The organism is Paraburkholderia unamae (assembly GCF_003096875.1).
GTDB classification, from domain to species: Bacteria; Pseudomonadota; Gammaproteobacteria; order Burkholderiales; family Burkholderiaceae; genus Paraburkholderia; species Paraburkholderia unamae.
On sequence record NZ_QEOB01000030.1, the window covers coordinates 17,409 to 43,519 of the forward strand.

Sequence of the window (26,111 nt, forward strand, 5' to 3'; positions counted from 1 at the left end):
GCATGCGCCGCATCATGGCGCGTGCTCAACGATACCAAGGAACGGGGCCGCATCGATGGGCGCACCGCACTGTCCAACATGATGTTAGTATTTCCAGCCTGTTGGATCACTCTTCCGGCGGCAACCCCGCACGCAGTGCCATGTCCTCACCGTATGAAGTTCCCGCGCTGCGGCGCATACACGACATTCTCGACGTGCTCGCCCAGGCGCCGGGCCCGGTGCGCGCCGCGGCCATCGCGCAGGCCACCGGGCTCTCGCGCAGCACGCTCTATTTGATGCTCGACTCGCTGGAGCGCCGGCGCTGGATCGAAAAGCGCGCCGACGGCTATATCGTCGGCCTCACGCTGTTCGAACTGGGCAGCGCTTACGTGCGGCACGACCGGCTTCAGGAAGTGTTCCGGCAGGAAGCCACCGTGTTCGTCGCGCAGCATAACGAGGTCGTTCAACTGGCCGTGCTTGACGGCGCGCAAGTCGTCTACCTCGCGCGCGAAGACCCGGCGCGGCCCGTGCGCCTCGTCTCCGATCTCGGCTCGCGGCTGCCCGCGCATTGCTGCGCGCTGGGCAAGGCGCTGCTCGCCAGCCTGTCCGACGACGAAGTCAACGCGATCCTGCCGCGCCAGCTTCCCGCCGTCACGGCCCATACGATCACGCGCAAGCCGGACCTGCTCGCGGCGCTCGCCGCGATACGCCGCTCGGGTCTCGCGCACGAGCGGGAAGAAGTGACGGCGGGCATCACGTGTTTCGCGGCGTTCGTCGGCGTGACGGCGCTCGGCAAGCGTGTGGCGGTCAGCACGAGCCTGCCGCTCGAGCGGCTCGACGCACGCCGTGAAAAACGCCTCGCCATCGCCGTGGTCGAGATGGCGCAGCGCATCGGCAAGGCACTCTGATCGTCGGCAGTCCGGATGACTTCCGCCGTATCGAGCGTGACGTCATGCGCTCTCGCGCGGCACGACCGTGTACTGAATGCGCGTTTTGGCGGGATGCCGCGTCCCCTCGCCGTCTTCGGCCAGGAGCGCGGCGACGATGGCCTCACCCGTGCGCTGGCCGATGCCGTAGGCGTCCACTGAAACCGTGGTGATGGCCGGATGGCAGCACGCCGCGATCTCGAAGTTGCCGAAGCCCGCAATCGCAATGTCGCGCGGCACGTTCAGGCCGCGCCGCTGACACTCCATGATGGCGCCGAACGCCGACATGTCGCTCACGCACATCACGGCCTGCGTGTCGGGCCAGCGCTCCAGCAGTTCGGCCATGGCCGGCCCGCCGTGGCTCATCGTGACCGGCGACTCGCCAAGCCGCACCACGCGGTGGCGCTCGAGCCCGAGCGCCTTCATCTCCGCCTGGTAGCCCTTGAAACGGTCGAGGCCGCGCCGGTCGAGTTCGCTTGCGCCGCCAAGAAAACCGATGCGCTGATAACCCTTGTGCGCAAGGTAGCGCACCATCTCGCGCGACGCGCTCACGTTGGAAAAGCCCACGGCCATGTCGATCGGCTCCGTGGGCAGGTCCCACATCTCGACCACGGGCACGCCCGAGCGCTGCAACAGCGCGCGCGTGGCGTCCGTGTGCTGCGACCCGGTCAGCGCGATGCAGCGCGGCTGATGGCGCAGCATCTGGCGCACGAGGCGCTCCTCGCGTTCGGGCAGATAGTCGGTATCGCCGATCAGCAGTTCGAGGCCTTGCGGTTCGAGCACGGCCGTGAGGCCACCCACGGTATCGGAGAAGTTCGAGCTCGACAGCGACGGCACCAGCACCGCGACGAACGACGAGCGCCCCGAGGACAGCGCGCCGGCAGCCGCGTCCGCCACATAGCCGAGTTCCTCGATCGCGCGCTGCACGCGCCCGCGCGTCGCCTCCGACGCGCTGCGCCCCGCCATCACGCGCGACACCGTCATCTTCGAGACACCCGCAAGACGGGCGACATCCGACATGCGGGGCGGCGTGGCTTTCGGAGGCGTGATTCTGGACATCGGTGGTTGGGCGTCGAGATGAAAACAGCGCATATGATAACGGCAGCGCCCTGCTTTCTCTTCGATTTGCGTTGGCGGAATGCGCGGGCCATCGGCGGATTCGACGTAGGCGGTCGCTTAATTCGATATCCTGATTAAATCCCAGCCCCGGGCGTATTCACACGCCAACTGATCGCGCGTTCGAAAATTCAGCCACAATCCGGTTGCAAAGCCGGATTCCGCAGCACCGCTGCACCACCACACACGAGCCCCAAGGAGACGAACCATGCCAGCATCCCAGCGCACCATCGCCGAAATACGCGCCGACTTTCGCGCGCTGCATGCCGCCGGATGCTTCGTGCTGCCCAACCCGTGGGACGCGGGCAGCGCGCGCTATCTCCAGGGGCTCGGCTTCAAGGCGCTCGCAACCACGAGTTCGGGCTTCGCATGGTCGCGCGGCCATGCCGACAACACCTTGCCGCTCGAAGCGATCCTCGCGCACCTGCGCGAGATCGTGGCCGCCACCGACCTGCCCGTCAACGCCGACTTCGAAAACGGCTTCGGCGCGAACCCGGCGCAGGTCGAGCGCAGCGTGGGCCTCGCGGTCGAGACCGGCGTGGCGGGACTTTCCGTCGAGGATTCGACCGGCGACGCCGCAGCCCCGCTGCTGCCGGTCGAGGTTGCCGTGGAACGCCTGCGCGCGGCGCGGCGCGCGATCGACGACCGCGGCGGCGACACCCTGCTCGTCGGCCGCGCGGAGAACTTCGTGGCCGGCGTGCCCGACCTCGACGACGCGATCACCCGCTTGCGGGCCTACGCCCAGGCGGGCGCCGATTGCCTCTACGCCCCCGGCATCCAGACACGCGAGCAGATCGCGGCCGTCGTGGCGGCCGTCGCGCCCAAGCCCGTGAACGTGCTGATCGGCGCACAGTCGGCCTTCACGCTGGACGAGCTGGCCGCGCTCGGCGTGCGCCGCGTGAGCGTGGGCGGCGCGCTCGCCCGCAGCGCGTGGGGCGGCTTCATGCACGCGGCGCAGCGGTTGCGCGAGGGACGCTTCGACGGCTTCGAGGGCGCGGCGTCCGGCGCGACGCTCAACGGCCTTTTCAGCAACGCGAAATAACCTCGCCCGGCCGGTGCGTGTTTCACACGCGCGGCTTGCGCGCCGACGACCGCTCACGCGGCGTCTTCGTCGGCGACTTCCTTTTCGGCCCGGCCGGGGCCGCCGCGCCAAAGCGCGCCAACGCCCATTCCACGAACGCGCGCTGCTTGGGCGCCTGCGCGCGGCGATCCACGTAGAGAAGATGCATGGGCCGCATGGGCGCGGCGTAGCCCTCCAGAATCGGCACGAGCCGCCCCGCCGCCACCGACTGCGCCACATTCGGTTCGCCCGCGAGCACGATCCCCAGACCCGCCTCGGCCGCCGCGATCAATGCGCGGCCGTCGTTGCAGCGCAGTTGGCTGCGCGGCTCGACCTCGATCTTCGTTGCGCCGTCCATGAAGGCCCACGCGTAGGGCGCCGGAAAACTCTCGAACGCGTAATCGAGGCACACGTGCTGCGCAAGCTCGCGCGGATGCGTTGGCGTGCCGAAAGCCGCGAGGTAGGCGGGCGCGGCGCACGGCACGAGCCGGTACGGTGCGAGCGGGCGCGCAACGAGTTGCGAATCGGCCAGCGCGCCGATGCGAAACGCGACATCGAAACCGTCCTGGAGCAGGTCGATCTGCCGGTCGCCCAGCACGAGATCGATCTTCACGTCGGGAAACTCGGCCAGAAACGCCTTGATTTCGTGCGCGAGGCGATACGTGCCGAAAGCGACGGGCGCCGTCACGCGCAAGGTGCCGCGCGGATGGCCGGTTTGCGCGAGCGCGACGGCATCGGCGGCGGCTGCTTCTTCCAGCACGCGGCGGCACGCTTCGAAGTAGGCGCGGCCCGCCTCCGTGAGCGCGTGCTTGCGCGTGGAGCGATGGAGCAGGCGCACGCCAAGCTCCTTTTCCAGTGCGTCGACATGCTTGCCCGCCATCTGCGGCGTCATGGCGAGCAGACGCGCCGCCGCCGTGAACGACCCGGATTCCGCGGTCTTTACAAACACGGTCATGCTGGTCAGTTTGTCCACGGCTTGTCCACGATTAGAAACCCCCGATTTCAGGTATTTTCCCCAATGGGCCGATTATCGCATGATGGTTTCGGCGCTACGCTCGGGATTCCATTGTGAAACACGGGGGGATTCCCATGAACGAACCACGGTTATCTGTCGGCATTCTGGGTGCGGGCGAGATCGGCGCCGCGCTCGGCGAGTTGCTCGCGCAGGCGGGCCATGAAGTCATGCTCTCTTCGCGTCACCCCGAAGCGCGCGCGGGTCAGGCGGCCGCGCTCGGTTGCCGGATCGGCACGCTCGATGAGGCCGCCACATTCGGCGATGTCGTGATCGCCGCGCTGCCGCTCAACGCGCTCGACGAGATACCGGCGAGCGCGCTGGCCGGCAAGGTCGTCATCGACACCATGAACTACTACGCGGCGCGCGACGGCGCCATTGCCGCGTTCGACGAGCACCGCGAGACCACGAGCGGGCGCGTGGCGCAACGCTTGAGCGGCGCGCGCGTGGTCAAGGCGTTCAACGCGATCCTCGCCTACGACCTGCCCCGCGGCGAGCGGCCGCCGATCGAAGGCGGCCGGCGTGCGCTGCCCGTTGCGGGCGACGACGGCGAGGCGAAGGCGCTGGTGGCCGCGTTGCACGCGCAACTCGATTTCGACGCGATCGACGCGGGTCCGCTCGCAGAAAGCTGGCGCTTCGAGCGCGCGAAACCAGCCTACTGCATCCCGCTGAATCCCACGCAACTGCGCGCAGCCTTAGCCGCCGCCGAGCGCGACAAAGAGTTGCCGCACGGCTCGTGGCGTCGCAAGCCGCGGCCCGATTGACGCGTTGCGTCGCTGGCATGCAGCGGGGAAATCACCTGGCGGATTGAAGCATGCCGAACGAGGTCGGCCGGGAACGCAGGGCGAAGGAATTCGCGTGTGCGGAATTGGCGCGCGGGCCCATGCGGTCTGGCATACCCGGCAGTTTGCGCCGGATGCGGCGCAAGGAATCGAGGCGGAGCGGCGCGCGGCCGCTCCGCCTGGCAAGCGGTGCTTAGTCGTAGTGACGGTGCTTGTTGTGGTGATGCTTGCCGTGATAGCCGCGCGAGTAGTCGTCGGCGTACGAGTTCGAGCGCGAGATGTTGCCGCCCAGCGCCGAGCCCGCGCCGCCGCCCACGGCCGCGCCGATCAGGCCGCCCGTACGGCCGCCCATGGCGTTGCCCGCCGCCGTACCCGCGCCGCCGCCCAGCGCGCCGCCGATGATGGCGCCCGTGCGCTCGCGACGATTCGAGGTAACCGCGCCGCCGGCGCCGCCGCCCACCGCGCCACCGATCACCGCGCCGGTGCTGCCGCCCACGGCGCCGCCCACGGCTGCGCCCGCGACGCCGCCCAGCGCGCCACCCAGTGCGTTGTTCATATCGCCGGCGAACGCCGGCAGCGAAGCCGCCGCGGTCAATGCAGCAACGGCAACCATCTGGATGATTTTCTTCGACATAGTTGTGCTCTTACGTTTTAAGACGGCCCTGAGTATAGCGGGCAAAGTGAAAGCACCTTGTAACGCCACACAGCGACCTCCGTAAGAGGTGTAACAAAATAGACCGACGGCATGATCTGTCGGGGTCGCGCCCCAAAAGCCGCGCAAGCGCCGCTCAATCGAGCCGGAAGACCTTCACCGCGCTGGCGAGCAACGCCGTTTGATGATGCTGGCGCCTGACCTGCTCGACCGTGTCGGCGACATGCGCCGCGTTTTCGCGTATCGCGGCGTCGATCCCGGCGACGTTCTCACCCATCTGGTCGATGCCCGCCCTCTGCGCACCCGTAGCCGCCGCGATCTCGTGCACGATGGCCGAAAGCTGCGTGACGCTCTCCATCACCTCGCCCACGGTATTGCCGGCGCTCTCCACGAGACCGTTGCCCGTGCGGGCGCGCTCGACCGATTCGCCGATCAGCGTGCGGATCTCCTTGGCCGCCGCCGCGCTGCGCTGGGCGAGCGTGCGGACCTCCGACGCCACCACGGCGAATCCCCGTCCCTGATCGCCCGCGCGCGCGGCTTCGACCGACGCGTTGAGCGCGAGGATGTTGGTCTGGAACGCGATGCCGTCGATCACGCCGATGATGTCGGTGATGCGCTCGCACGAACGATAGATGTCGCCCATCGTGTCGACCACCGCCTTGATGGCCGCGCGGCCGTGCGTCGCGACTTCGCTCGCCGAGCCGGCCAGCGCGCTCGCGGCCGTGGCGTGATCGGCGTTCTCGTGCACGCTCTGCCTGAGTTGCTCCATGGCCGCGACCATGCCTTCGAGCGAGCGGCGCTGCTGTTCGGTCCGCTCGGAAAGGACGGCGTTGCGCGCGCTGGTCCCGGCCACCGAAGCGCCGACCTCGCCCACGCTGTCGCGCACTTGCAGCAGCGTCGTGCGCACCGCCGCGAGCGTCGCGTGAAACGCGCGGGCCACTTCGCTCGACGGCAGCGCCGCTTGCCCGCGTTGCCCGGTTTGCTCGCACAGCGTGATGAAGCCGGACGCCTGCCCCATGCCCGCGGACATCTCGGCGAGTTCGCCCGCGATATGCGCGTCGCGCTCCTGGCGCGCGGAAATGGCGGCGATGAACAAAGTCTGTAGCCAAAGAAACGCCCAGTGCCGCAGCACCACGTCGAAGCCGCTTTGCGCAAAGACCTTCACCGGCCAGCCGCATTCCTGAAGCACGTTGAAGACGAGCTGCTGCGCCGAGATGAAAGCGCTGGCCGCCAGCACCACGCGAACGTCGCGATAGGCCAGCAGCAGCGAGAGCAGGATGAACACGACAAAATGAAACTCGTCTTGCCCGCCGCCTACGTCGATCAGCAAGGCCGCGCCGCCCATGAAGGTGAACGCGGAGCCGAGCCTCGTGACCAGCCGGCCCGGCAGCGCGAGCGCGAGGACGGTCGAGACGAGCGCGAGCGGCACGCCGACGACGAACACCGGGCCGAGCGCGTCGAAGCGCCAGCCGACACCGAACGACCCCGCCAGAAGGATCCAGTTGACCAGCGCGCAGGCCCGGTCGGCCCGTTTGCGCGCGTTCATCAGCGGGCTTTCGACGGCCGCCGCGGCGCGCGCGACGTTGGCTACGGCGTCCGCACCGGCGTACCGGGCTTCTGCAAAACGGCTACTGGACATGAATTCCCCACTCCTGATTGACGACTGACCCGTGATGGCGGCCGGACGTGGCCGGCTGCGCACTTTGGAGTTATCGGCAAGCCGTCAGGCATCTTCATAAGGGTAATCCATTGAAGATTTAGATTGATTTATCAACTAATTCATGACGCAATGACGCGTAAATTTGAATTCATACACATGTAAATAGAGGATATTTCAACCTTATACCAATGCCACGCCGGTCAATCCGGCACTCGTTTCGTCGCAATACGCCCGACCGGCCGATCAATCGCCTCACGGCCAACAACCCTCTTGAAATGAGTGTCATCGCCCATATCGTAAAATTCCGATATATGATTCGGACAGTCACGATGCATCAGCGATGAAGAAAACCCAGCCCACCGCCCCACTCGACGTCGACGCGATCTGCAAAGCGCTCGCCAACCCCGTGCGCCGCGAGATCCTCACGTGCCTGCGCGAGCCGCAGGCGCACTTCGCCGACCAGGAACTTCCGCTTGACCACGGCGTCTGCGCGGGCCGGATCGACGCGCATTGCGAACTTTCGCAATCCACGGTGTCCGCGCACCTGGCCGTGTTGCAGAAGGCAGGGCTCGTCACGTCCAAACGCGTGGGCCAATGGGTGTTCTTCAAACGCAACGAGCCGGTCATCGAGGCGTTTCTCGCCCATATGAACGCGCAGTTGTGATCGAGGCGCGCGGCAAGCCGCGTCGTCCGTTTCGATTCCCGTATCCCTTTTCAGCCCGCGGGCCGCTCCCGCAGACGAGGTGAACTCATGGCAACGCTTTTCGACCCCATCCAGATCGGCGACCTCACGCTGCCGAACCGCATCATCATGGCCCCGCTCACGCGCCAGCGCGCCGGCGAGGAACGCCTGCCCAACGCGCTGATGGCCCAGTACTACGCCGAGCGCGCAACGGCCGGCCTTATCCTCAGCGAGGCGACCTCGGTCACGCCGCAGGGGCTGGGCTATGCCGAAACGCCGGGCATCTGGTCGCAGGAGCAAGTGGCAGGCTGGAAGATCGTGACCGACGCCGTGCATGCGGCGGGCGGACGCATCTTCCTGCAACTGTGGCACGTGGGCCGCATTTCCGACCCGATCTTCCTGAACGGCGACCTGCCCGTGGCGCCGAGCGCGATCGCGGCGCAAGGTCACGTGAGCCACGTCCGCCCGCAGCGCGCCTATGTCACGCCCCGCGCGCTCGAAACCGATGAAATCCCCGGCGTGATCGCCGCCTTCCGCCAGGGCGCGCTCAACGCGAAGTCAGCGGGCTTCGACGGCGTGGAAATCCACGGCGCGAACGGCTACCTGATCGACCAGTTCCTGCAAGACAGCACCAACCATCGCACCGACGCGTATGGCGGCCCGATCGAAAACCGTGCGCGCCTGCTGCTCGAAATCACCGACGCGTGCATCGACGTCTGGGGCGCCAACCGCGTGGGCGTGCACATCGCGCCGCGCGGCGACGCCCACACGATGGGCGACTCGAACCCGTCGGCCACGTTCGGCTATGTGGCGCGCGAGCTCGGCAAGCGCAAGATCGCGTTCCTCTTCGCGCGCGAATCGCTCGGCGACAACCGCCTCGGGCCGCAACTGAAGGCCGAATTCGGCGGCCCGTACATCGCGAACGAAAAGTTCACGCTGGATTCGGCGCAAGCGGTACTCGCGGCCGGCGAAGCCGACGCGGTCGCGTGGGGCCAGTTGTTCATCGCGAACCCCGATCTGCCGCGCCGCTTCGAACTGAACGCGCCGCTCAACGCGCCGAATCCGTCGACGTATTACGCACGCGGTGAAACGGGATACACCGATTACCCGGGGCTGGAAAACGCGGCGTAATCGGTGGCAGACGCGTCAGCGTCAGCGTTGGCATAAGCGCGGGCGACGAACGTCATGCGCGTGCGGCCTGTGGACGCACGCCATCGAGCGGCCACGGTGTGGGCATGGCGCCCCGCCGCGGCCGCTTTTTGCTGAAAGGCCTGTAAATACAGGCCTTTCGCGCGAATGGGCGGCCATTCCCGGACAGATCGCGCGATCGCGGCGCCCCCGGCGAGATACCGCGATAGTCGGATTCAATTGGTATCCCGCGCGCGCATAGCCTTGAATTCAAACCCTGCCAACCACCCCTTTTTCGCTGACCGGAGCCAAGTCATGCCGAAAGCTGACCTCAGCAAGATCGTCCATACCATCGCCGAAGAAACCAACACGCCCGAGGAAACCGTGGCGCGCATTTACGCCGACACCCTCGACGCGTATCGCGCGGAAGCCCGCATCCAGGACTATCTGCCCTTGTTCGCCGAGCGCAAGGTGCGCGCGACATTGCGGCAAAACAGCACAAAACCGCATTAATCAGCAAGCGTCAGCCAACACAGCCCATGTTTTCGCGCCAGCCGCAACGGGCTGGCCGCTTCTACCGCTTCCTCCCCGCTTCCTGTTTCCGCGCGGCGCGCGCCCGCCTCGGGCCCGTGCCGTGATCGTCATTGCGCGCGTCGGCGCCCCTGCGGCGCCCTCTCTTAAGGTTGGTTTAATTCTTTGCTGCAACCATAAGCTCAACCCCTGTTGAGCCGCCGGAACATCGGCGGCGTTTTTTTGCGCAGCAAACCGAGGAGCGAGGTCATGGTGGAAGACGACGTGCTGGTGCACCTACAGTCCCTGCTGCGCGACGGCGCGGCGTCGACAGTCGCGTCATGCCGGGTTTCGACGCCGCTCCAGCACCCCTGGGGCCGCGCCTACCGGCTGGTCGAATGGACGACGCCGCTCGACGACGGCGCACGCCGCCAGGTCGTGCCCGCCGAGAGCACGGCGCTCGAAATCGCCCGCCTCGTCGCCCAGCACGTGCCCGGCCGCCGCATCCTGCTCAACGGCGAGCCCGCCGCGGCCGAACGCCCGCGCACGCGCCGCCGCCGGGCGCGCAGCACGGCAAACGCGCACGCGGCGCGCTAACCGCGCGGCTTTCCTGCCGCGCGCCAGGCGCGTATCCGTCGCTCACCCGTCGCCTGACCGGCGTCAAGCCACGAGTCGCGCGAGCGCTTCTTCCAGCTCGCCGCTCACGCGCGTCATCGGCGCGCGCAGCTCGTTGCGGATCAAACCGCACGCGGCAAGCCCCGCCTTCACCGGCCCCGGATTCGGTTCCTCGAACGCTGCCCGCACGAGCGGCACCAGCGTATGCCAGATTGCGCGCGCGTCGGCCAGACGCCCTTCGCGCAACGCCCGCGCCATGCCCACGAAACGCTCCGGCCGCAAATGCGCCGACGCCGCGATTGCCCCGCTCGCCCCCGCGCACATGGCGCCGAACATCTCGATGTCCTCGCCGCACAGCACCTGCAAACGGCCGTCGAGAATGAGCGCGAGCGTCTTGTCGAGCGAGCCGCCGCAGTCCTTCACCGCGACGATGCGCTCGTGCCCGGCGAGTTCGAGCAGGCTCGGCAGCTCGATGCGCACGCCCGTGCGCGCGGGAATGTCATAGACGATCAAGGGCTTGCGGCTCGCGTCCGCGAGCGCGGCGAAATGGCCGATCACGCCCGCCTGCGAAGGCCGGATGTAGTAAGGCGCGGCCGCCAGCACGCCCGCGACGGGCTGCGCGTTGAGCGCCTCGATGCGCTCGCGCACCGCCCCCGTGTGATTGCCGCTCACGCCCGCCACGACGGGCAGAGCGCCCGCCGCCGCCAGCACCGTGGCGAGCACGGCGTCCTGCTCGCGCTCGTCGAGCGCGGCGGGCTCGCCGGTCGTGCCGAGCGCGACGAAGCCGGCCACACCGGCCTCGACGTAGTGACGCACGAGCGCGTCGAGCGCCGCATGATCGACGGCGCCCGCATGAAACGGCGTAATGAGCGGAATCCAGATACCCGAAAACTCAGACATGACTTTCCCTTGAACTCGACCGTATGGAAGGTCCGTGCAGCGGTGCGCGGGAGGGAAGCGAGCCGGGGATGAAGCGAGAGGCGAGACGCCGTCGACTGGCTGTTCCGTCGCACATCTGACGGAACAGCAGACTCCGGTCAGATGAGCGGCTGTTTTTTGGCTTTGACTTTCACCCACACCGACGGGGCCTGCGCGAGCGACGACACCGCGCGCGTGGCGGCGGTGTAATTCGGCAGGTCGTGACGGAGCGGGTTGCGTGGCATGTCGCGCAGTGTACCCGAGATCGCAAGATCGCGAGCCAATGTACGCACGCGGCGAATGCTCACTCGCGCGGCAGGATCTCGGTGATTTCCATTCCGGGCGAGTCGAGCAGCAGGTTCGGCGCGTCGTTGGGATCGCGCTTGGTGAGCTTGCCGTCCACCGAAGCCCCGCAGTCCATCTGCAACTGCTGGTAGTAGATGTTGCCGACCACGTGCGCATTGGCCTGGAGCTCGACGAAGTGATCGGCGATCACGTCGCCCTGGATGCGCCCGTTCACCACGATGTCGTAGCCGTGCACATTGCCCTCGATCGCGCCGCGCTCGCTCAGCACGAGCAGCGTTTTCGCGCCGGGCTTGCCGGCCACATTGCCGTGCACGCGGCCGTCGAGGCGCAGGCCGTCGGCGTATTCGAGGTTGCCCGTGATCACGATGTCCTGCGCGATCAGCGTCGCCAGCTTGGTTTGCTCGATGCCGGGCTGCGGCTTCTTTTTGTTGTTGAACATGGAAGGCTACCGTGTGGTGTGGGTGGTGTCGACGAGTGTCGATCAGTGTGGGAACGCGTCGCTCAGGCGGCGCGTCAACGCGAACGTGCGCCGTGGGCGCGCAGGAACAGCAGCTCGGATTGCAGCTTCGCGATCGTGGCTTGCGCGCCTTCCGCCGTGCTCTGGAGCGTGGCGCGCGCGGCGCGCTCCTGTTCGAGCCGCAGTTGCGTGTCGCCGAGTTCGCGGCTCAGGGCGTCCGGCGCGACCACGGGGCAGCGCAACGCCTCCTTCGGTGCGAGCCGCCAGGCGGTGATGCCCGCGCCCGCCGCCGCCGCGCACGCGGCCCACAGCATCACGCCACCCACGCGCCAGGCGCGCGAGCGCACCGGCTGCAATTCGTAGGCGAGGTCGGCATTCGTATGCACCCGGGCGGTGCGGCGCGTATCAGCCATCGGTGGGAGTCGCGAAAAGCGCGAGGTAGTCGGCGGGATTGACGGGCTGTCCGCCCACGAGCACCTCGAAATGCAGATGCGGTCCGGTCGAGCGCCCGGTCGAACCCACGTCCGCGATATGCTCGCGCGGCAGCACGATCTGGCCCACCTCCACGTCGATCTTCGAGGCGTGGCCGTAACGCGTGACGAAGCCGTTGCCATGGTCGATCTCGACGGCGTTGCCGTAACCGGCCTTCGGCCCCGCGAAAATCACGCGGCCGCCCGCGGCGGCGAGAATGGGCGTGCCGGTCGGCGCGACCAGATCCATGCCCGGATGAAAGCTCAAATGGTGCGTGAACGGATCGATGCGGTTGCCATACGGCGAACCGTTGCGCCCGCCCTGAAGTGGCCGGCGGCCAGGGAATGCGCTCCAGGCCACTTCGTGCTCCGCCGTAGCTTGTTCGAGCGCGGAAAGCGTGGCGCTCATGCAATCAAGCTCACCGTTGACGCTCCGGGCATTGGCCCGCGCGGCGGACGCCTCCATGCAACGGCGCGGCGCGAGCGCGGGCCCGCCTTCGCCGTCGCCGTCGTTGCCGGACGCCTCGCCGTCATCGCCCGAATGCGCGGGCGCGGCCGCCGGCGTGGCCCCGGCCCCGCGCGGCGGTTGCGCGCGCAGGCGCTGGTCGAACTGGCGCAACTCCGCGAGCTGCGCGGAAAGGCGCGCGATACGGGGATCGAGCAAGGCGATCGACGCGTCCATGCGGCCGATTTCGCCAACCACGTAGTGATGCTGGTTCGGGCCTGCGGCAGCGGCGGCGACGCCTGGCGACGCCGTGAAGTGGCCGATCGCGACACCGCCGCCCAGCGCGAGCGCGGCCGCCGCGCACGCGGAAACGATCGCCGTACGGCGCGCGGCGCCGTGGGTCACGAAGCGGATATCGCCTTTCGTCAGGTCTTCGGCAGCGCCGGACCACGGCAATTTCATGGCTGACTCCCTGCGCGCCGCGCGCCTTGCGAGGGCATGCGCCGGGAGCGGGATGGCTGGGGTGACACGAACATGCTTCGGCAAGGAAGGCCGGCGCGCGCCAGCCTGAAAAAAATTCGAAGCGGCGATTATGGTGGCGTCTCAGAAAGCGCCATCCCAATATATCGGCATCGTTCGCGGGGAGCGCCTTCCCTCGAACAAGCGAAGCGGCGACGGTGCGCCACGCGTGTCAGGGTGCTGCGATGCGTTGTCGCACCGCGTTCGGCCGGCCCCTGGCGCACGCTCCCGACAAAAGAGCTTGACTTCTCGCGTCGCCGAATTAATATACGCACCGCGTACATCAACCAGAAATCACGGGTGCCAGCATGAGCGTTCCGCAACAAGCCTTTCTCCGTGACGCCATGCGGCGTCTGAACATGACCCGCGACGCATTCGCGAGCCGCATCGGCGTATCGCGCCGGGCGCTCGACACGTGGCTGCTGCCCGAGGAGTCGCAGGAATCGCGCGCCATGCCGGAGATCGTCGAGCGCTTCGTGTCGGAAATCGTCGGTGGCGGCGAGCCGCGCGAAGGCTATACGCAAAGCGTAGATTCGCAGTCGCTCGCGAGCCAGATGCAATTCGAAGGCAAGCCGCAGCTACTTTCGGTGGATCAGTTCTCGCGCGACTCCGTCGAGAAGCTGTTCCGCGTGGCCGACATCATGCAGCCCATCGCGCGCCGCCGGAAAATCTCGCGCGTGCTCGAAGGCGCGGTGCTCGGCAACCTGTTCTTCGAGGCCAGCACGCGTACCCGCGTGAGCTTCGGCTCCGCGTTCTGCCGCCTGGGCGGTTCGGTGTGCGACACGACCGGCTTCACGTTTTCTTCGATGGCGAAGGGCGAATCGATCTACGACACGAGCCGCGTGATGGCGGGCTACGTGGATGCGATGGTGATTCGGCATCCTGATCAAGGCTCGGTGGCCGAATTCGCGCGCGCCGTGAACATCCCCGTGATCAACGGCGGCGACGGCCCCGGCGAGCACCCGAGCCAGGCGCTGCTCGACCTCTACACGATCCAGCGCGAGTTCTCGCGACTGGGCAAAATCGTCGACGGCGCGCATATCGCGCTCGTGGGCGACCTCAAGTACGGCCGCACGGTGCACTCGCTCGTGAAGCTGCTCGCGCTGTATCGCGGCATCAAGTTCACGCTCATTTCGCCGCCGCAGCTCGAAATGCCGGCCTACATCGTCGACAAGATTTCGACCAACGGCCACGTGGTCGAGCAAACGAACGACCTGCGCGCAGGCCTGCGCGGCGCGGACGTGGTGTACGCCACGCGCATCCAGAAGGAGCGCTTCGCCGACGAGTCGTTCGAAGGCTACACGCCCGAATTCCAGATCAACCAGGCGCTGATGGACGAATGTTGCAGCCCCGAAACGCTCGTGATGCACCCGCTGCCGCGCGACAGCCGCCCGGGCGCGAATGATCTTTCGACCGATCTGAATCACGACCCGCGTCTCGCGATCTTCCGCCAGACCGACAACGGCATTCCGGTGCGCATGGCGATCTTCGCGGTGCTGCTCGGCGTGGAGAATCTCGTGCAGCATTCGATGCGCGACGCGGTATGGCGTCCGCCCGCCTACCTCGGCCCGGACGACGCGGTGTTCCACGGCATCGACTAACACTCGTTGCGCTCGCAACGTAATCGGCCCGCAAGCGTCTGTCGCGCTTGCGGGCCGATTTGTTTATTGCGCGCTCGTCAGCTTGACGACGTGCACACCGTCACGCACGTCAGCCCCTGCGCCTTTTCCGCGGCATCGATCGCGGCCTCCAGCGCGTCGAACGCATGGCGCTCCACTTCGATCGCATCGAGCGGCACCTGCCCCGACTGCACGAGTGCGATCAGCGCGCGATAGTCCGCGCCGCTGTACATGAAGTGGCCCATCAGCTCCCAGTTGTTGAGGAGCATCTCCCCGTACTTGATCGGCAAGTCCACCTCCATGCTGCCCATCAGCACCATCCGGCCGTTGCGGCGCAGGCTGTGCAGCGCGGCGAGCGTGGCGTTCGGATCGGTGGCGTGGCCGACCATGTCGAAGGCGAGATCGACGGCGCCGTTCGCTGCCGCGCGGATCGCCTCGGTGTCGCGCGCCGCCTCGCCGGTGAGCGCGACCGTCACCACACGAGCGCCACCCAGCTTCGCGAGCGGGGCCAGCGCCGCCGCGCGCCGCCCGAGCGCCACCACCCGGCTCGCGCCGAGCGCCAGCGCACCGAGCACGGCCGCCGAGCCGAACGCCCCCGCCGCGCCGTTCACGACCACCGTTTCGCCCGCCGCGAGCCGGCCGCGCCGCAGGCCGCCAAACGGCACCACGAGCTTGCCGAGCACCGCGAGTTGCGCCGACGACAAGTGATCGAGACCGTCGAGCGGAAACACCGTCGCGGCGGGAAATTCGACCACCTCGCGCAGCGTGCCGTGCGGGAAATCGGCGAGCATCGGCGCACTGTCCGGGCTGATCGCGGTGAGCCCCAGCAGGGCCTGGGCGGGCTCGCGCAGGGCCTCGTCGGCAATCCAGTAAGGGCTCAGCGCCACGCGCTGCCCCACGCGGTAGCCGTACACGCCTGCGCCGATCGCAAGCACGCGGCCAATGCCGTTGGTGCCCGGCGAGAACGGCCCCGGCGGGTAGCCGTAGGGCAGCTTGCCTTGCACGTACTGGCGCGTGTAGCTCAGCAGCGGCACGGCCTCCACGCCCACCACCAGCGCCCCGCGGCGCGGTTCGGGTTGCGGTACGTCGCGCAGCGCGAGCGGCTGGCCGGGTTGATCGAGCATCCAGGCTTTCATGGCGTCTCCTTGAGGAAAGGGCTTTCGCGGTTCATCCGATGGATTGAACTCTAGGCGACCCGGACGTATTCTTGAAATCAATTCCCAGAATTTCACCTATCACCGTGATCGATCTCTCCGGCGTCGACCTGAACCTGCTCGTCTCGCTCGACGCCCTGCTCGCCGAGTCGAACGTCACGCGCGCCGCCACGCGCCTGAACCTTTCGCAGTCGGCCGTATCGGCGCAGCTCGCGCGGCTGCGCCAGGTGTTCGACGACCCGCTGCTCATTCCCGCCGCCACCGGCCGCGGCATGACGCCCACGGCGCGCGCGCTCGAACTCACGCAGCCGCTGCACGCGGCGCTCAAGACGCTCGAAGCGGTGGTGCGCCGCCAGCCCGTGTTCGATCCGCACACCGACTCGCGGCGTTTCGTCATCGCCGCGAGCGACCAGTGCGTGGCCGTGCTGGGCCTGCCGTTGATGATCGAATGGGCGCGCCTTGCCGGGCCGGGCCTGCAACTCGCGTTTATCGCCATCGAGTCGGGCTCGCTGGCACAGCGCTTCGAGCGCGGCGAAATCGATTTGCTGCTCGGTTCCGCGCAGCAGGTTCCGCCCACGCTCAAGGCCAGAAAGCTCTACGACGAACGCTTCGTGGTGGCACAGCGCAAAGCGCACCCGCGCGGCGCGGCCGCGTTCGACCTCGACAGCTATTGCGCGCTCGAACACGTGCTGGTTTCGACGAGCGGCGGCAGCTTCTTCGGCTTCATGGACGAGCATCTCGAAGCGCTCGGGCGGCGGCGGCGCGTGGCGCTTTCGGTGCAGCACTTCACGCTCGTGCCCGATGTGCTCGCGAGCACCGACTACCTCGCCACCTTGCCGAGGCGGCTCATCGCACGCGATGAGGATCGCGTGGACCTGTTCGAGCTGCCGTTCGAGGCGCGCGGCTTCTCGATGCATGCGGCGTGGCATCCACGCAATCACGCCGACCCTGCACTCGTGTGGTTGCGCGAGACCGTGTCCGGGCTGGCGCTTCGCACGACGCAGGCAGGTTGAATCGTTAGCGATCCTCTTTTTTGAGGAGCGCATTCCATTCGTCAGTCGATTGGTTCACCGGGCACTCACGCGCGCGCCGCCTATACTCCATGAAACGCCGCGCCGAGCGGCCAAAAAGCCCACGCCTCATCGTCGTCTCCCGCTTGCCCGCCACCCTGCGAAGCCATGCTGACCCAAGACGAAATCCGCGCGATTCCGCTGTTCTCCACGCTCCCCGAGGCCGAACTCGAACGCCTTGCCCAAAGCTCGGCGGATCTGCATCTGAGCCCAGGCGAATATGCCGTGCATGAAGGCGGCGAACGCGCGCTCTACGCCGTGCTCTCCGGCAAGATGGAGGTCGTCAAGCTGTTCGACGGCGTCGAGCGCACGCTGGGTTGGCGCTTGCCGGGCACCATCTTCGGCGAGGTGCCGCTCGCGCTCAGTTCACCGTTTCCGGGCGCCTACCGCGCCGCCGAAGCCTCGCGCGTGATGCGCGTGGACGCGCAGCACTATTACACGCTCGCCGCCGCCTCGTCCGACGTCGCCACGCGCATGGGCGCGCTCGCGCGCGAACGCATAGGCGGCTTGCAGGGCCTTTCCGCCGAACCGCCGAAAACGCGCGTGACCCTGATCGGCGCGCGCTGGGACGCGACCTGCGCGAACCTGCGCCAGTTTCTCGCGCGCAACCAGATCAGCTGCGAATGGATCACGCCCGACGCGCCCGAGCTGCAAAGCCGCTGGAGCGGCCCCTGCCCGCAGGAGCAGGACTGCCCCACGCTACGCCTCGCCGACGGCACGCTGCTGAGCCGACCCGCCACGCGCGAGCTGGCCGAACGGCTCGGCCTGCAAACGCAGCCGCATCTCGATGCCTACGACACGCTCATCATCGGCGGCGGACCCGCCGGGCTTGCCGCCGCCGTCTACGGCGCATCCGAAGGACTCCGTACCATTGTGGTCGAACGCGAGGCACCCGGCGGCCAGGCCGGCACGTCATCGCGCATCGAAAACTATCTGGGCTTTCCCGGCGGCATTTCCGGCGACGAGCTCGCCAGCCGCGCGCTGCAACAGGCAAGGCGGCTCGGCGCGGAAATCCTCGTCACGCGCGCCGTTGCGCGCGTGGACACCGCCGCGCGCGAAGTGCATCTGGACGGCGGCGACGTGGTGCGCGCGCACACGCTCATCCTCGCGACGGGCGTAACGTGGCGGCGCCTGGCGATCGAAGGCTTCGACCGCTTCATCGGCAAGGGCATCTATTATGGCTCGGCGCGCAGCGAGGCGAGCGGCACGCACGGACTCGACGTCTACCTGATCGGCGGCGGCAACTCGTCGGGGCAAGCCGCGCTGTACTTCGCGAACCATGCGCGCGCCGTCACGCTCGTCGTGCGCGGCGATTCGCTGGAGAAAAAGATGTCGCGCTATCTCGTCGAACAGCTTGCCGGCAAGACGAACGTTACCGTCGCATTGAATTCCGAAGTCGTGGGCGTGCACGGCGACACGCATCTGAGCGCCATCGACGTGCTCGATACCGCAAGCGCAAGCGTGAGCCGCCGCGAGTGTGGCGGCCTCTTCGTCTTCATCGGCGCCGACGCGGAAACGGGCTGGCTGCCGCCCGAGATCGCCTGCGACAAGCGCGGCTACGTGCTCACCGGCGACGATATCGTCAAAGCGGGACGCTGGTCGCACAAGCGCGACCCGTATCTGCTCGAATCGAGCATACCCGGCGTGTTCGCGTGCGGCGACGTGCGGCTGAGCCCCGTGAAACGTGTGGCCTCTGCGGTGGGCGAAGGCAGCATGGCGATCGCCTTCGTGCATCGTTACCTCCAGGAAGACCGCGCGTAGCGCGAGCGCTTGACCGCGCTGCTCTCACCCTCCTTCGCGCGCGGCTGACACGCCGCTTTCGACCGTGCTCGTCACGGCACACGGGCGCGATTCTGTCCGCCACGCCAGCTTCGCGACGGCCTGGCGTCAGCGCTGCGACAGCGTTGCGCCAGCCAACAATCCGCCCTGCAAAATTCACACGTTTGCGCTTTACTTTCGTGGTCCGAAAGTGCAATTTGCTGTTCTGGTCGGGCATGCGCGGTTCGCGAATAACCGCATGACGCGGCATCGGAATTGCTGCACACGATGCGCCGACTTACGTTCTTTACGTTCCGTCTTCGCCCTGGAGTCCGCCGAACGCCATGTCAAACGAACGTCCTCTCGATGCGCCGCGCGAATCAGGCGACGCGTCCCAAGCTCCCGCCGACGTCAAGCGCCGCCGCTTCCTGCAATCCGCCGCCGCTGCCGCCGCGCTGGGCGCGACGCCGCATCTGCACGCGCAGAACGCACCACCCGCCGCCGAACCCGAAGCGCCGCCGCCCGCGCCCGCCCAGGCGGTCAGGCTCGACATCAACGGTCGCGAATACGTGCTCCATATCGAGCCGCGCGTGACGCTGCTCGACGCCTTGCGCGACTATGCGGGCCTCACCGGCACGAAAAAAGGCTGCGACCGTGGCCAATGCGGCGCCTGCACGGTGCTGGTGGAGGGCCGCCGCATCAACAGTTGCCTCACGCTCGCCGTGATGCACGAAGGCCAGCGCATCACCACGGTCGAAGGCCTCGCGAGCGCGAGTGCGTTGAGCCCCGTGCAGCGCGCCTTCATCGCGCGCGACGCCTTCCAGTGCGGGTTCTGCACACCGGGCCAGTTGTGTTCGGCCACGGCGTGCCTCAGCGAATTCGCGGCGGGCGCGGCCAGCGCCGCGACGCCCGACGTGCGCACGCGCCCCGCGCAACTGAGCGACGCCGAAATACGCGAACGCATGAGCGGCAACCTCTGCCGCTGCGGCGCCTACGTCAACATCGTGGCGGCCGTGCGCGACGCGCACACGGCCGGCGCGTGAGCGCGGGGAGACGGCCATGGATGCCATTTCCTACCAGCGCGCTACCGACGTGAACGGCGCGATCGCAGCCGCGCAGCGCCCCGGTGCGATGTTCATCGGCGGCGGCACGAATCTGCTCGATCTCATGAAAGGCGGGCTCACGCATCCGGTGACGCTCGTCGACATCACGCGCATCGAAGCGCTGGATAACGTCGAAACCCTGCCCAACGGCGGCCTGCGGATCGGGGCGCTCGTGCGCAACAGCGACGCCGCCAATCACACGCTCGTGCGCACGCGTTATCCGCTGCTTTCGCAGGCGTTGCTCGCGGGCGCTTCGCCGCAACTGCGCAACATGGCGACCGTGGGCGGCAATCTCATGCAGCGCACGCGCTGCCCGTACTTCTACGACACTGCCTTCACCCAGTGCAACAAGCGCGCGCCCGGCAGCGGCTGCGCGGCCATTGGCGGCTTCAACCGCATGCATGCCATTCTCGGCGCGAGCGCGCAGTGCGTGGCCGTGAATCCGTCCGATATGAGCGTCGCGCTCGCGGCGCTCGACGCCACGGTGCAGGTGAGCGGCCCGCGCGGCGCGCGCACGATCGCGTTCTCCGCGTTCCATCGCTTGCCCGGCGATCGCCCCGATCTCGACACGACGCTTCAATCAGGGGAACTGATTACTTCAGTCGATTTGCCGCCGCCCATCTTCAGCGAGCACGCGCACTACCTCAAGGTGCGCGATCGCGCGAGCTATGCGTTCGCGCTCGTTTCCGTGGCAAGCGCGCTGCAACTCGACGGCCATCGCGTGCGCACCGCGCACATCGCGCTGGGCGGCGTCGCCCATCGGCCGTGGCGCGCGAGCGTGGCCGAGCAGCACCTCACGGGACGCACGCTAAGCGCGGCGGCGCTGCGCGAAGCCGCCGCGGCGGAACTCGCGCAAGCAAAGCCGCTCGATGGCAACCGCTTCAAGGTCGGGCTCGCGCAGCGCGCGATCGTTCGCGCAACGCTGCTCGCCGCCGGCGGCACGGGAGACTTCGCATGAGCACGCTGACCGGACAACCGATGGACCGCATCGACGGCGTGCTCAAGGTCACGGGCGGCGCGCTCTATGCGAGCGACTTCGCCGAAGCGCGGCTCGCTCACGCGGTGCTCGTCACCAGCACGATTGCGAGCGGCACGATCGCGTCGATCGACACGAGCCGCGCGCAGTCCATGCCGGGCGTGCTGCTCGTCATGACGTACCAGAACGCGATGCGCCTGCCCAACGGCGGACGCACACCGCTCAAGCCGCCAGCCGGCCGCCATCTCACGCTGCTCCAGGACAACGCGGTGCGCTACAGCAACGAGCCCGTCGCGGTAGTGGTGGCCGACACGCTGGAACACGCCACCGACGCCGCGCGCCACGTCGACATCGCGTACGCGCCCGCGCAGGCCACGCTTGACTTCGACCGCGCGAAGGGTGACGCGCACGCGCCGCCCAGCCCGATGGGCCGCCCCGTCGAATCCACACGCGGCAACGTCGAAGCGGGCCTGCAAGAGGGCGCGGTGCGCATCGACGCGGTCTACACCACGCCCACGCAATTCCACAATCCCATGGAGCCGCACGCGACGATGGCGCACTGGGACGGCCCCGACCTCACGCTCTACGACGCCACCCAGGGCGTGAGCGGCGCGCGCACCGCGGTCGCGGCCGTGTTCGGCATCGCGCCCGAGAACGTGCGCGTGATCTCGCCGTTTCTCGGCGGCGGGTTTGGCTGCAAGGGGTCGTCGTGGTCGCACGTGAGCCTGTGCGCGATGGCCGCGAAGCAAACGGGGCGGCCCGTGCGGCTCGCGCTCGCGCGGCCGCAGATGTTCGGGCCGGTGGGCTCGCGCCCGCATACCGAGCAGCACGTGTCGCTGGCTGCGCGGGCGGACGGCACGCTCACGGCCATCCGCCACGACACGCTCGCGCACACCTCCACGTTCGAGGACTGGCTGGAGATGTGCGGCCTCGTCACGCGCATGATGTACGCGGCGCCGAATTGCAGCACGAGCCATCGTGTCGTACCCCTGAACGTCGGCACACCGACCTTCATGCGGGCGCCGGGCGAAACGACGGGCTCGTTCGCGCTCGAATCGGCCATGGACGAACTGGCGTGGCGGCTGAAGATGGACCCCGTCGCTTTGCGTCTGAAGAACTATGCGCAAAGCGAGCCTCAGGACGGCAAACCGTGGTCCTCGAACGCGCTGCGCCAATGCTACGAAACGGCCGCGCAGCGCTTCGGCTGGTCGCGGCGCGTGGCCACGCCGCGCGCGATGCGCGACGGCAACCTGCTCGTGGGGCTCGGCATGGCGAGCGCGACCTATCCCGCGAACCGCAGCGAGGCGGGCGCGGTGGCGCGCATTCTGCCCGACGGCACCGCGATGGTGGCCTCGGGCACCCAGGACATCGGCACGGGCACCTACACGGTGATGACCCAGGTGGCCGCCGACGCGCTCGGCTTTCCGCCCGATCGCATCCACTTCGCGCTGGGCGACTCGACCTTGCCGCCCGCGCCGGTCTCGGGCGGCTCGCAGTCAGCGGCGAGCGTCTCGCCTGCGGTGCAGGCAGCCGCCGCGGCCGCGCGCGACAAGCTGATCGCGCTCGCGCGCGCCGATCGCGGCTCGCCCGTCTACGGCCTCGCCCCCGAGGACGTGACCGTGCAGGACGGCTGGGTCGTGAGCCGGGCCGACAACTCGCGCCGCGACCCCGCCGCCGCCGTCATCGCGCGAGCGGGCGGCAAGCCGATCGAGGCTCAGGTCTCGACGAAGCCGGGCGCGGAGAAGCAGCAGTACGCGTTTCACTCGTTTGGCGCGGTGTTTGCCGAAGTGCACGTCGATCCCGATCTCGGCACGATCCGCGTCGCGCGCATCGTCGGGGCGTACGACGTGGGGCGCGTGCTCAACGAAAAGACGGCGCACAGCCAGTTGATGGGCGGCATGGTGTGGGGCGTGGGCACGGCCCTGCACGAAGAGGGGCAGTTCGACACGCGCACGGGCCGCATCGCGAACAACAATCTCGCGGAATATCACGTGCCCGTGAATGCGGACATCGGCGAGCTGGACGTGCAGTTCGTCGGCGAGCCGGATTTGCGCTTCAATCCGCTCGGCGTGCGTGGCATTGGCGAGATCGGCATCACCGGTGTGCCCGCGGCCATTGCCAACGCCGTGTATCACGCCACCGGCGTGCGCGTACGCGACCTGCCGATCACGCTCGACAAGGTCACGCCGCCAATGCGCGCGTTCGCCTGATGCCCGCGACGGAACCGGCCATACAGCCGGCGCACCCGCCTGGTGCATGAACGGTCTGCAAACGCCGCAGGAATGGCGCGCGCGGGGCTTGCCTCGCGCGCGCTTGCGCCGCACAATCAGCGCTTCCCCTCCTCGCGAGCGCGACACTCCATGGCCTATGCATCGTTCGCCACCGGCGTGTTACTCGCCGCCGGCACCGGTTCGCGCTTCGATCCCAACGGTCTGCGCAACAAGCTCCTCGCCCCGCTCCCGGAAGGCACGTGCGTGGCGCGCGAGTCCGCCCAGCGCTTGCTGCGCGTCGTCCCGAAAGTGATTGCCGTGGTGCGTCCCGGCGCGGAGACGTTGGCCCACGTGCTCAACGACGCGGGCTGCGACGTGGTGTTCGCCCCCGACGCCGCGCGCGGCATGGGCGCGAGCCTCGCCGCCGGCGTCGACACCGACCACGAAGCGGAAAGCTGGATCGTCGCGCTCGCCGACATGCCGTGCATCGCGGTCGAGTCGATCGAAGCGGTGGCGCGTGCGCTGGACGATGGCGCATCGCTCGTCGCGCCGTTCTATCGCGGGCAACGCGGGCATCCGGTGGGCTTCAGCTACACGCATCGCGAGGCGCTCGTCGCGCTCGACGGCGATGCGGGCGCCCGTGCGCTGCTCAGTTCGCACCCGCTCATGCGCATTGACGTGGACGACCCCGGCATCCTGCGCGACATCGACACGCCGGCCGATCTCAACGGAATTTGAATGCAGGCGCGGCGCCTTACGGCTGTTCGGGCGCGGCGGCCTCGCTGCTGCCTGTATCGGAGGTATCCGGGGCTTCCGGATTATTGACGCCCGGCGCGGGAGTTTGAGCCGCGGCCACTTGTTGTGCCGGAGCGTGTGCCGCTTCATGGGTGAAAAGCGTCGGTATGCCGATTAAACCCGCTACGAACACCACCGCGACAATCGCCAGACCCATGACTCCACTCCGCAAGAACGACCGGGGCGCTTTGGCTTCGCCCCAATTTTGAGAAAGCCGCAAGTCTAAGGTTTGGCCACAAAGAGAGAAACGCCGCCCCCCTATAAACAGCGTTTCGCTGACCGCAATAATGCGGCACGAGGCCCACTCGATTGCGGTCGACTTACGTCAAAAACGCGGGCAATCGAGACGGGAGTCGGGACGACTGCGGAGACGACTGCCGCGCACGCGAAACTCCGCAGGCATGACATCGATCAACTACGCTATAAAGGCACGCGCGCCACCTGGCCCGCCGTTGCAGCGCAAGAGGACTTCGCGATGATCTGCTCGCATACGACCCCGCTTCCCGATCCACTCGCCGATCCAACGCGGGACCCTGAACGCGACCCGCTCACCCCGCCTTCGCCGGGCCACCACAACGACGAGCCGCAACAGCCCGAAGGCCCGCCGGACAAGGACCCCGTCTGAGCGCGCGCCCGGCGCGAGTCCGGGCGCCGCAGTCCGCAAACGCCGCGCCGCCTGCCGCGCGCGGCGCTCTGTCTTCCGTCCCCCAATCGAAGCCTTTCGTAAACCTTGCGCCGTGCGCCGCCGATCCGTAGAATGCAAACGATTCCTATTTGCAGTATTTTATAGATCGCCGTGAACCCAATCGAGATCGCGTTCGCCCCCGCATGCCGGCCGGCGAGCCGGGTTGTCGCATGAGACCGCTGCTGGTGCGTCTGCACCGCTGGTTCGGTCTTGGCATCGCCGCCTTCCTGTTCGTCGCCGGACTCACCGGCGCGGTGATCGCGTGGGACCATGAACTCGACGGGATGCTCAACCCGTCGTTCTTCCATAGCGCGACCGAGGGTGCGCCGTTGCCCGCCCTCGAACTCGCAACGCGCCTCGAAGCCAAAGAACCGCACGCGGTCGTCACCTTCATGCCGCTGTCGGTCGAGCCGGGCCACACGTGGATCGCGCGCGTGGCGCCGCGCATCGACCCGCACACCGCACAACCCTACCCGCTCGACTTCAACCAGGTCGCGCTCGACCCCGCGACCGGCGAGGAGCAAGGCCGCCGCATGTGGGGCAAGGCCTCGCTCGCGCGCCTGAACCTGATCCCGTTCCTCTACCAGCTTCACTACACGCTGTTCCTGCCGACGAAGATGGGCATCGACTTCGGCGTATGGACGATGGGCGTGGTCGGCATGGTCTGGCTGCTCGACGGCTTCATCGCCATCGTGCTCGCGTTCCCGAGCCTGAAAAGCTGGCGCAAGTCGCTCGCCTTCCGCGTGAAGCGCGGCGGTTATGCGCTGACCTTCGACCTGCATCGCTCGGGCGGCGTGTGGCTCTGGGGCCTGCTGATCGTGGTGGCCGTCACGTCGATTTCGATGAACCTGGGCGCACAGGTCGTGCGCCCCGTGGTGTCGGTGTTCTCGACGCTCGCGCCCGACCCGTTTCGCAGCGTCGCGCCCGGCCCGGCGCTCACGCCCGCCGAAACCACGGCGGCGCGCGCGCGCATCGTCAGCGAAGCCGCCGAAGTCGGCCGCCGCGAAGGCATCACCGCGCCGCCGGGCGGCCTGTTCGCGGTGCCCGCGTTCGGCGTGTTCGGCGTGGGCTACTACGGTGCGGGCAACGATCATGGCGACGCGGGCCTCGGCAATCCGTGGCTCGTGCTGAACGCGCGCACGGGCCAGGTGCTCGGCAAGCAGATTCCCGGTCAGGGCAGCGCGGGCGACATCTTCATCCAGGCGCAGTTTCCGCTGCATTCGGGCCGCATCGTGGGACTGCCGGGGCGTATCGCCATCAGCTTCACCGGCCTCGCCGTTGCGATGCTCAGCGTGACGGGCGTGCTCATCTGGCTCAAGAAGGCGCGCGCACGGCGCAAGCCCGCGAAGCAGGGCAAACAGGCGAAAGCGGCGGCCGGCACGGTACGTACGCGCGAGCGCGCGACGGGCTGAATCGACGGGTTGAAAACAACGCGACGTAAAGCAAAAAGCCCTTGCAGCGATCGCTCGCTGCAAGGGCTTTTCGTTGGCGTCAGCCTGGAAGC

General features: G+C 68.0%; 26 protein-coding genes and 1 pseudogene. 16 read left to right on the forward strand and 11 right to left on the reverse strand.

All coding sequences use genetic code 11. From position 1 onward, the window contains the following. Positions 1 to 140 precede the first annotated feature (140 nt). Positions 141 to 887, forward strand: a complete 747-nt coding sequence (locus tag C7402_RS39480; protein ID WP_112171082.1) for an IclR family transcriptional regulator — start codon at positions 141 to 143, stop codon at positions 885 to 887. Positions 888 to 929: 42 nt separating this feature from the next. On the opposite strand, the gene C7402_RS39485 is transcribed toward C7402_RS39480, so the two are convergent. Continuing rightward, entirely contained in the window at positions 930 to 1,925 is a 996-nt protein-coding gene (locus C7402_RS39485) for a LacI family DNA-binding transcriptional regulator (protein ID WP_116614408.1), read from the reverse strand. Between the two features lie 304 nt (positions 1,926 to 2,229). Between C7402_RS39485 and C7402_RS39490 the strand changes: the two genes are divergently transcribed. Then, positions 2,230 to 3,063 (forward strand): isocitrate lyase/PEP mutase family protein, encoded by an 834-nt coding sequence (locus tag C7402_RS39490; RefSeq protein ID WP_116614409.1) that lies wholly within the window; start codon positions 2,230 to 2,232, stop codon positions 3,061 to 3,063. Positions 3,064 to 3,085: 22 nt separating this feature from the next. On the opposite strand, the gene C7402_RS39495 is transcribed toward C7402_RS39490, so the two are convergent. Continuing rightward, positions 3,086 to 4,054 carry a LysR family transcriptional regulator gene (locus C7402_RS39495; RefSeq protein ID WP_112171079.1) on the reverse strand — a complete coding sequence of 323 codons (969 nt, stop codon included), beginning with the start codon at positions 4,052 to 4,054 and terminating at the stop codon, positions 3,086 to 3,088. A gap of 116 nt (positions 4,055 to 4,170) precedes the next feature. Here C7402_RS39495 and C7402_RS39500 point away from each other — a divergent pair, with 116 nt between their 5' ends. Continuing rightward, on the forward strand, positions 4,171 to 4,857 hold the full coding sequence (locus tag C7402_RS39500; RefSeq protein WP_112171078.1) for an NADPH-dependent F420 reductase: 687 nt from the start codon (positions 4,171 to 4,173) through the stop codon (positions 4,855 to 4,857). A gap of 211 nt (positions 4,858 to 5,068) precedes the next feature. Here C7402_RS39500 and C7402_RS39505 read toward each other — a convergent pair whose 3' ends face one another. Both C7402_RS39505 and C7402_RS48095 read right to left on the reverse strand, forming a co-directional pair. Further along, the gene (locus tag C7402_RS39505; protein WP_112171077.1) at positions 5,069 to 5,509 is read right to left on the reverse strand and encodes a hypothetical protein; all 441 of its coding nucleotides are present in this window, start codon (positions 5,507 to 5,509) and stop codon (positions 5,069 to 5,071) included. Positions 5,510 to 5,663: 154 nt separating this feature from the next. Next, entirely contained in the window at positions 5,664 to 7,166 is a 1,503-nt protein-coding gene (locus tag C7402_RS48095) for a methyl-accepting chemotaxis protein (RefSeq protein ID WP_116614410.1), read from the reverse strand. A 361-nt stretch (positions 7,167 to 7,527) separates the two neighbouring features. Between C7402_RS48095 and C7402_RS39515 the strand changes: the two genes are divergently transcribed. The 4 genes and pseudogenes from C7402_RS39515 to C7402_RS39530 form a co-directional block, all read left to right on the forward strand. Beyond that, positions 7,528 to 7,851 (forward strand): ArsR/SmtB family transcription factor, encoded by a 324-nt coding sequence (locus C7402_RS39515; RefSeq protein WP_112171075.1) that lies wholly within the window; start codon positions 7,528 to 7,530, stop codon positions 7,849 to 7,851. A gap of 87 nt (positions 7,852 to 7,938) precedes the next feature. Then, the gene (locus tag C7402_RS39520) at positions 7,939 to 9,000 is read left to right on the forward strand and encodes an alkene reductase (RefSeq protein WP_116614411.1); all 1,062 of its coding nucleotides are present in this window, start codon (positions 7,939 to 7,941) and stop codon (positions 8,998 to 9,000) included. Between the two features lie 312 nt (positions 9,001 to 9,312). Then, positions 9,313 to 9,510 (forward strand): DUF3562 domain-containing protein, encoded by a 198-nt coding sequence (locus C7402_RS39525; RefSeq protein WP_112171073.1) that lies wholly within the window; start codon positions 9,313 to 9,315, stop codon positions 9,508 to 9,510. Between the two features lie 267 nt (positions 9,511 to 9,777). Next, positions 9,778 to 10,008, forward strand: a pseudogene (locus tag C7402_RS39530) (DUF2866 domain-containing protein); the annotation flags it as partial. 159 nt (positions 10,009 to 10,167) lie between these two features. Here C7402_RS39530 and dapA read toward each other — a convergent pair. The 5 genes from dapA to C7402_RS39555 form a co-directional block, all read right to left on the reverse strand. Then, positions 10,168 to 11,022: a 4-hydroxy-tetrahydrodipicolinate synthase gene (gene dapA, locus C7402_RS39535; RefSeq protein WP_116614413.1), complete on the reverse strand. Its 855-nt coding sequence runs from the start codon at positions 11,020 to 11,022 to the stop codon at positions 10,168 to 10,170. 137 nt (positions 11,023 to 11,159) lie between these two features. Next, the gene (locus tag C7402_RS39540) at positions 11,160 to 11,348 is read right to left on the reverse strand and encodes a hypothetical protein (RefSeq protein ID WP_116614414.1); all 189 of its coding nucleotides are present in this window, start codon (positions 11,346 to 11,348) and stop codon (positions 11,160 to 11,162) included. Further along, positions 11,345 to 11,785: a bactofilin family protein gene (locus C7402_RS39545; protein ID WP_112171069.1), complete on the reverse strand. Its 441-nt coding sequence runs from the start codon at positions 11,783 to 11,785 to the stop codon at positions 11,345 to 11,347. Before C7402_RS39545 ends, C7402_RS39540 begins: the two co-directional genes overlap by 4 nt. Positions 11,786 to 11,859: 74 nt before the next feature. Next, positions 11,860 to 12,216, reverse strand: coding sequence for a hypothetical protein (locus C7402_RS39550; RefSeq protein ID WP_116614415.1), 357 nt, complete (start codon positions 12,214 to 12,216; stop codon positions 11,860 to 11,862). Next, the gene (locus C7402_RS39555; RefSeq protein WP_116614416.1) at positions 12,209 to 13,180 is read right to left on the reverse strand and encodes a M23 family metallopeptidase; all 972 of its coding nucleotides are present in this window, start codon (positions 13,178 to 13,180) and stop codon (positions 12,209 to 12,211) included. Before C7402_RS39555 ends, C7402_RS39550 begins: the two co-directional genes overlap by 8 nt. Before the next feature lie 365 nt (positions 13,181 to 13,545). On the opposite strand from C7402_RS39555, the gene C7402_RS39560 reads away from it, so the two are divergent. Beyond that, on the forward strand, positions 13,546 to 14,838 hold the full coding sequence (locus C7402_RS39560) for an aspartate carbamoyltransferase (RefSeq protein ID WP_112171066.1): 1,293 nt from the start codon (positions 13,546 to 13,548) through the stop codon (positions 14,836 to 14,838). Between the two features lie 77 nt (positions 14,839 to 14,915). On the opposite strand, the gene C7402_RS39565 is transcribed toward C7402_RS39560, so the two are convergent. Beyond that, on the reverse strand, positions 14,916 to 15,992 hold the full coding sequence (locus C7402_RS39565) for a zinc-binding dehydrogenase (protein WP_116614417.1): 1,077 nt from the start codon (positions 15,990 to 15,992) through the stop codon (positions 14,916 to 14,918). A gap of 71 nt (positions 15,993 to 16,063) precedes the next feature. Between C7402_RS39565 and C7402_RS39570 the strand changes: the two genes are divergently transcribed. The 6 genes from C7402_RS39570 to C7402_RS39595 all read left to right on the forward strand — a co-directional run bounded on the left by C7402_RS39570 (position 16,064) and on the right by C7402_RS39595 (position 23,865). Further along, entirely contained in the window at positions 16,064 to 17,023 is a 960-nt protein-coding gene (locus C7402_RS39570) for a LysR family transcriptional regulator (RefSeq protein WP_116614418.1), read from the forward strand. Positions 17,024 to 17,188: 165 nt separating this feature from the next. Then, complete coding sequence (locus C7402_RS39575) at positions 17,189 to 18,841, forward strand: FAD-dependent oxidoreductase (RefSeq protein ID WP_116614419.1); 1,653 nt, start codon at positions 17,189 to 17,191, stop codon at positions 18,839 to 18,841. Positions 18,842 to 19,182: 341 nt separating this feature from the next. Further along, positions 19,183 to 19,881: a (2Fe-2S)-binding protein gene (locus C7402_RS39580; RefSeq protein ID WP_116614420.1), complete on the forward strand. Its 699-nt coding sequence runs from the start codon at positions 19,183 to 19,185 to the stop codon at positions 19,879 to 19,881. A gap of 16 nt (positions 19,882 to 19,897) precedes the next feature. Beyond that, positions 19,898 to 20,899, forward strand: a complete 1,002-nt coding sequence (locus C7402_RS39585) for an FAD binding domain-containing protein (protein WP_116614421.1) — start codon at positions 19,898 to 19,900, stop codon at positions 20,897 to 20,899. Then, positions 20,896 to 23,127 carry a xanthine dehydrogenase family protein molybdopterin-binding subunit gene (locus C7402_RS39590; protein WP_116614422.1) on the forward strand — a complete coding sequence of 744 codons (2,232 nt, stop codon included), beginning with the start codon at positions 20,896 to 20,898 and terminating at the stop codon, positions 23,125 to 23,127. The genes C7402_RS39585 and C7402_RS39590 overlap by 4 nt, the downstream gene beginning before the upstream one ends. Before the next feature lie 150 nt (positions 23,128 to 23,277). Continuing rightward, positions 23,278 to 23,865: a nucleotidyltransferase family protein gene (locus C7402_RS39595; protein WP_112171133.1), complete on the forward strand. Its 588-nt coding sequence runs from the start codon at positions 23,278 to 23,280 to the stop codon at positions 23,863 to 23,865. Positions 23,866 to 23,881: 16 nt separating this feature from the next. Here C7402_RS39595 and C7402_RS46585 read toward each other — a convergent pair whose 3' ends face one another. Beyond that, complete coding sequence (locus C7402_RS46585) at positions 23,882 to 24,079, reverse strand: hypothetical protein (RefSeq protein ID WP_133254634.1); 198 nt, start codon at positions 24,077 to 24,079, stop codon at positions 23,882 to 23,884. 318 nt (positions 24,080 to 24,397) lie between these two features. On the opposite strand from C7402_RS46585, the gene C7402_RS47520 reads away from it, so the two are divergent. Beyond that, positions 24,398 to 24,547 carry a hypothetical protein gene (locus C7402_RS47520; protein WP_176929205.1) on the forward strand — a complete coding sequence of 50 codons (150 nt, stop codon included), beginning with the start codon at positions 24,398 to 24,400 and terminating at the stop codon, positions 24,545 to 24,547. 230 nt (positions 24,548 to 24,777) lie between these two features. Continuing rightward, positions 24,778 to 26,019 (forward strand): PepSY-associated TM helix domain-containing protein, encoded by a 1,242-nt coding sequence (locus C7402_RS39600; protein WP_116614446.1) that lies wholly within the window; start codon positions 24,778 to 24,780, stop codon positions 26,017 to 26,019. The last annotated feature ends 92 nt before the right edge of the window (positions 26,020 to 26,111 follow it).

Excerpts from the sequence above, each read along its gene's own strand:
- C7402_RS39500 (WP_112171078.1), top strand. The coding sequence starts at position 4,171 with ATGAACGAACCACGGTTATCTGTCGGCATTCTGGGTGCGGGCGAGATC.
- C7402_RS39485 (WP_116614408.1), bottom strand. The coding sequence starts at position 1,925 with ATGTCGGATGTCGCCCGTCTTGCGGGTGTCTCGAAGATGACGGTGTCG.
- C7402_RS39520 (WP_116614411.1), top strand. The coding sequence starts at position 7,939 with ATGGCAACGCTTTTCGACCCCATCCAGATCGGCGACCTCACGCTGCCG.
- C7402_RS39600 (WP_116614446.1), top strand. The coding sequence starts at position 24,778 with ATGAGACCGCTGCTGGTGCGTCTGCACCGCTGGTTCGGTCTTGGCATC.
- C7402_RS39565 (WP_116614417.1), bottom strand. The coding sequence starts at position 15,992 with ATGAAAGCCTGGATGCTCGATCAACCCGGCCAGCCGCTCGCGCTGCGC.
- C7402_RS46585 (WP_133254634.1), bottom strand. The coding sequence starts at position 24,079 with ATGGGTCTGGCGATTGTCGCGGTGGTGTTCGTAGCGGGTTTAATCGGC.
- C7402_RS39580 (WP_116614420.1), top strand. The coding sequence starts at position 19,183 with ATGTCAAACGAACGTCCTCTCGATGCGCCGCGCGAATCAGGCGACGCG.
- C7402_RS48095 (WP_116614410.1), bottom strand. The coding sequence starts at position 7,166 with ATGTCCAGTAGCCGTTTTGCAGAAGCCCGGTACGCCGGTGCGGACGCC.
- C7402_RS39550 (WP_116614415.1), bottom strand. The coding sequence starts at position 12,216 with ATGGCTGATACGCGCCGCACCGCCCGGGTGCATACGAATGCCGACCTC.
- C7402_RS39490 (WP_116614409.1), top strand. The coding sequence starts at position 2,230 with ATGCCAGCATCCCAGCGCACCATCGCCGAAATACGCGCCGACTTTCGC.
- dapA (WP_116614413.1), bottom strand. The coding sequence starts at position 11,022 with ATGTCTGAGTTTTCGGGTATCTGGATTCCGCTCATTACGCCGTTTCAT.
- C7402_RS39560 (WP_112171066.1), top strand. The coding sequence starts at position 13,546 with ATGAGCGTTCCGCAACAAGCCTTTCTCCGTGACGCCATGCGGCGTCTG.
- C7402_RS39515 (WP_112171075.1), top strand. The coding sequence starts at position 7,528 with ATGAAGAAAACCCAGCCCACCGCCCCACTCGACGTCGACGCGATCTGC.
- C7402_RS39575 (WP_116614419.1), top strand. The coding sequence starts at position 17,189 with ATGCTGACCCAAGACGAAATCCGCGCGATTCCGCTGTTCTCCACGCTC.
- C7402_RS39585 (WP_116614421.1), top strand. The coding sequence starts at position 19,898 with ATGGATGCCATTTCCTACCAGCGCGCTACCGACGTGAACGGCGCGATC.
- C7402_RS39590 (WP_116614422.1), top strand. The coding sequence starts at position 20,896 with ATGAGCACGCTGACCGGACAACCGATGGACCGCATCGACGGCGTGCTC.
- C7402_RS47520 (WP_176929205.1), top strand. The coding sequence starts at position 24,398 with ATGATCTGCTCGCATACGACCCCGCTTCCCGATCCACTCGCCGATCCA.
- C7402_RS39525 (WP_112171073.1), top strand. The coding sequence starts at position 9,313 with ATGCCGAAAGCTGACCTCAGCAAGATCGTCCATACCATCGCCGAAGAA.
- C7402_RS39505 (WP_112171077.1), bottom strand. The coding sequence starts at position 5,509 with ATGTCGAAGAAAATCATCCAGATGGTTGCCGTTGCTGCATTGACCGCG.
- C7402_RS39555 (WP_116614416.1), bottom strand. The coding sequence starts at position 13,180 with ATGAAATTGCCGTGGTCCGGCGCTGCCGAAGACCTGACGAAAGGCGAT.
- C7402_RS39480 (WP_112171082.1), top strand. The coding sequence starts at position 141 with ATGTCCTCACCGTATGAAGTTCCCGCGCTGCGGCGCATACACGACATT.
- C7402_RS39545 (WP_112171069.1), bottom strand. The coding sequence starts at position 11,785 with ATGTTCAACAACAAAAAGAAGCCGCAGCCCGGCATCGAGCAAACCAAG.
- C7402_RS39595 (WP_112171133.1), top strand. The coding sequence starts at position 23,278 with ATGGCCTATGCATCGTTCGCCACCGGCGTGTTACTCGCCGCCGGCACC.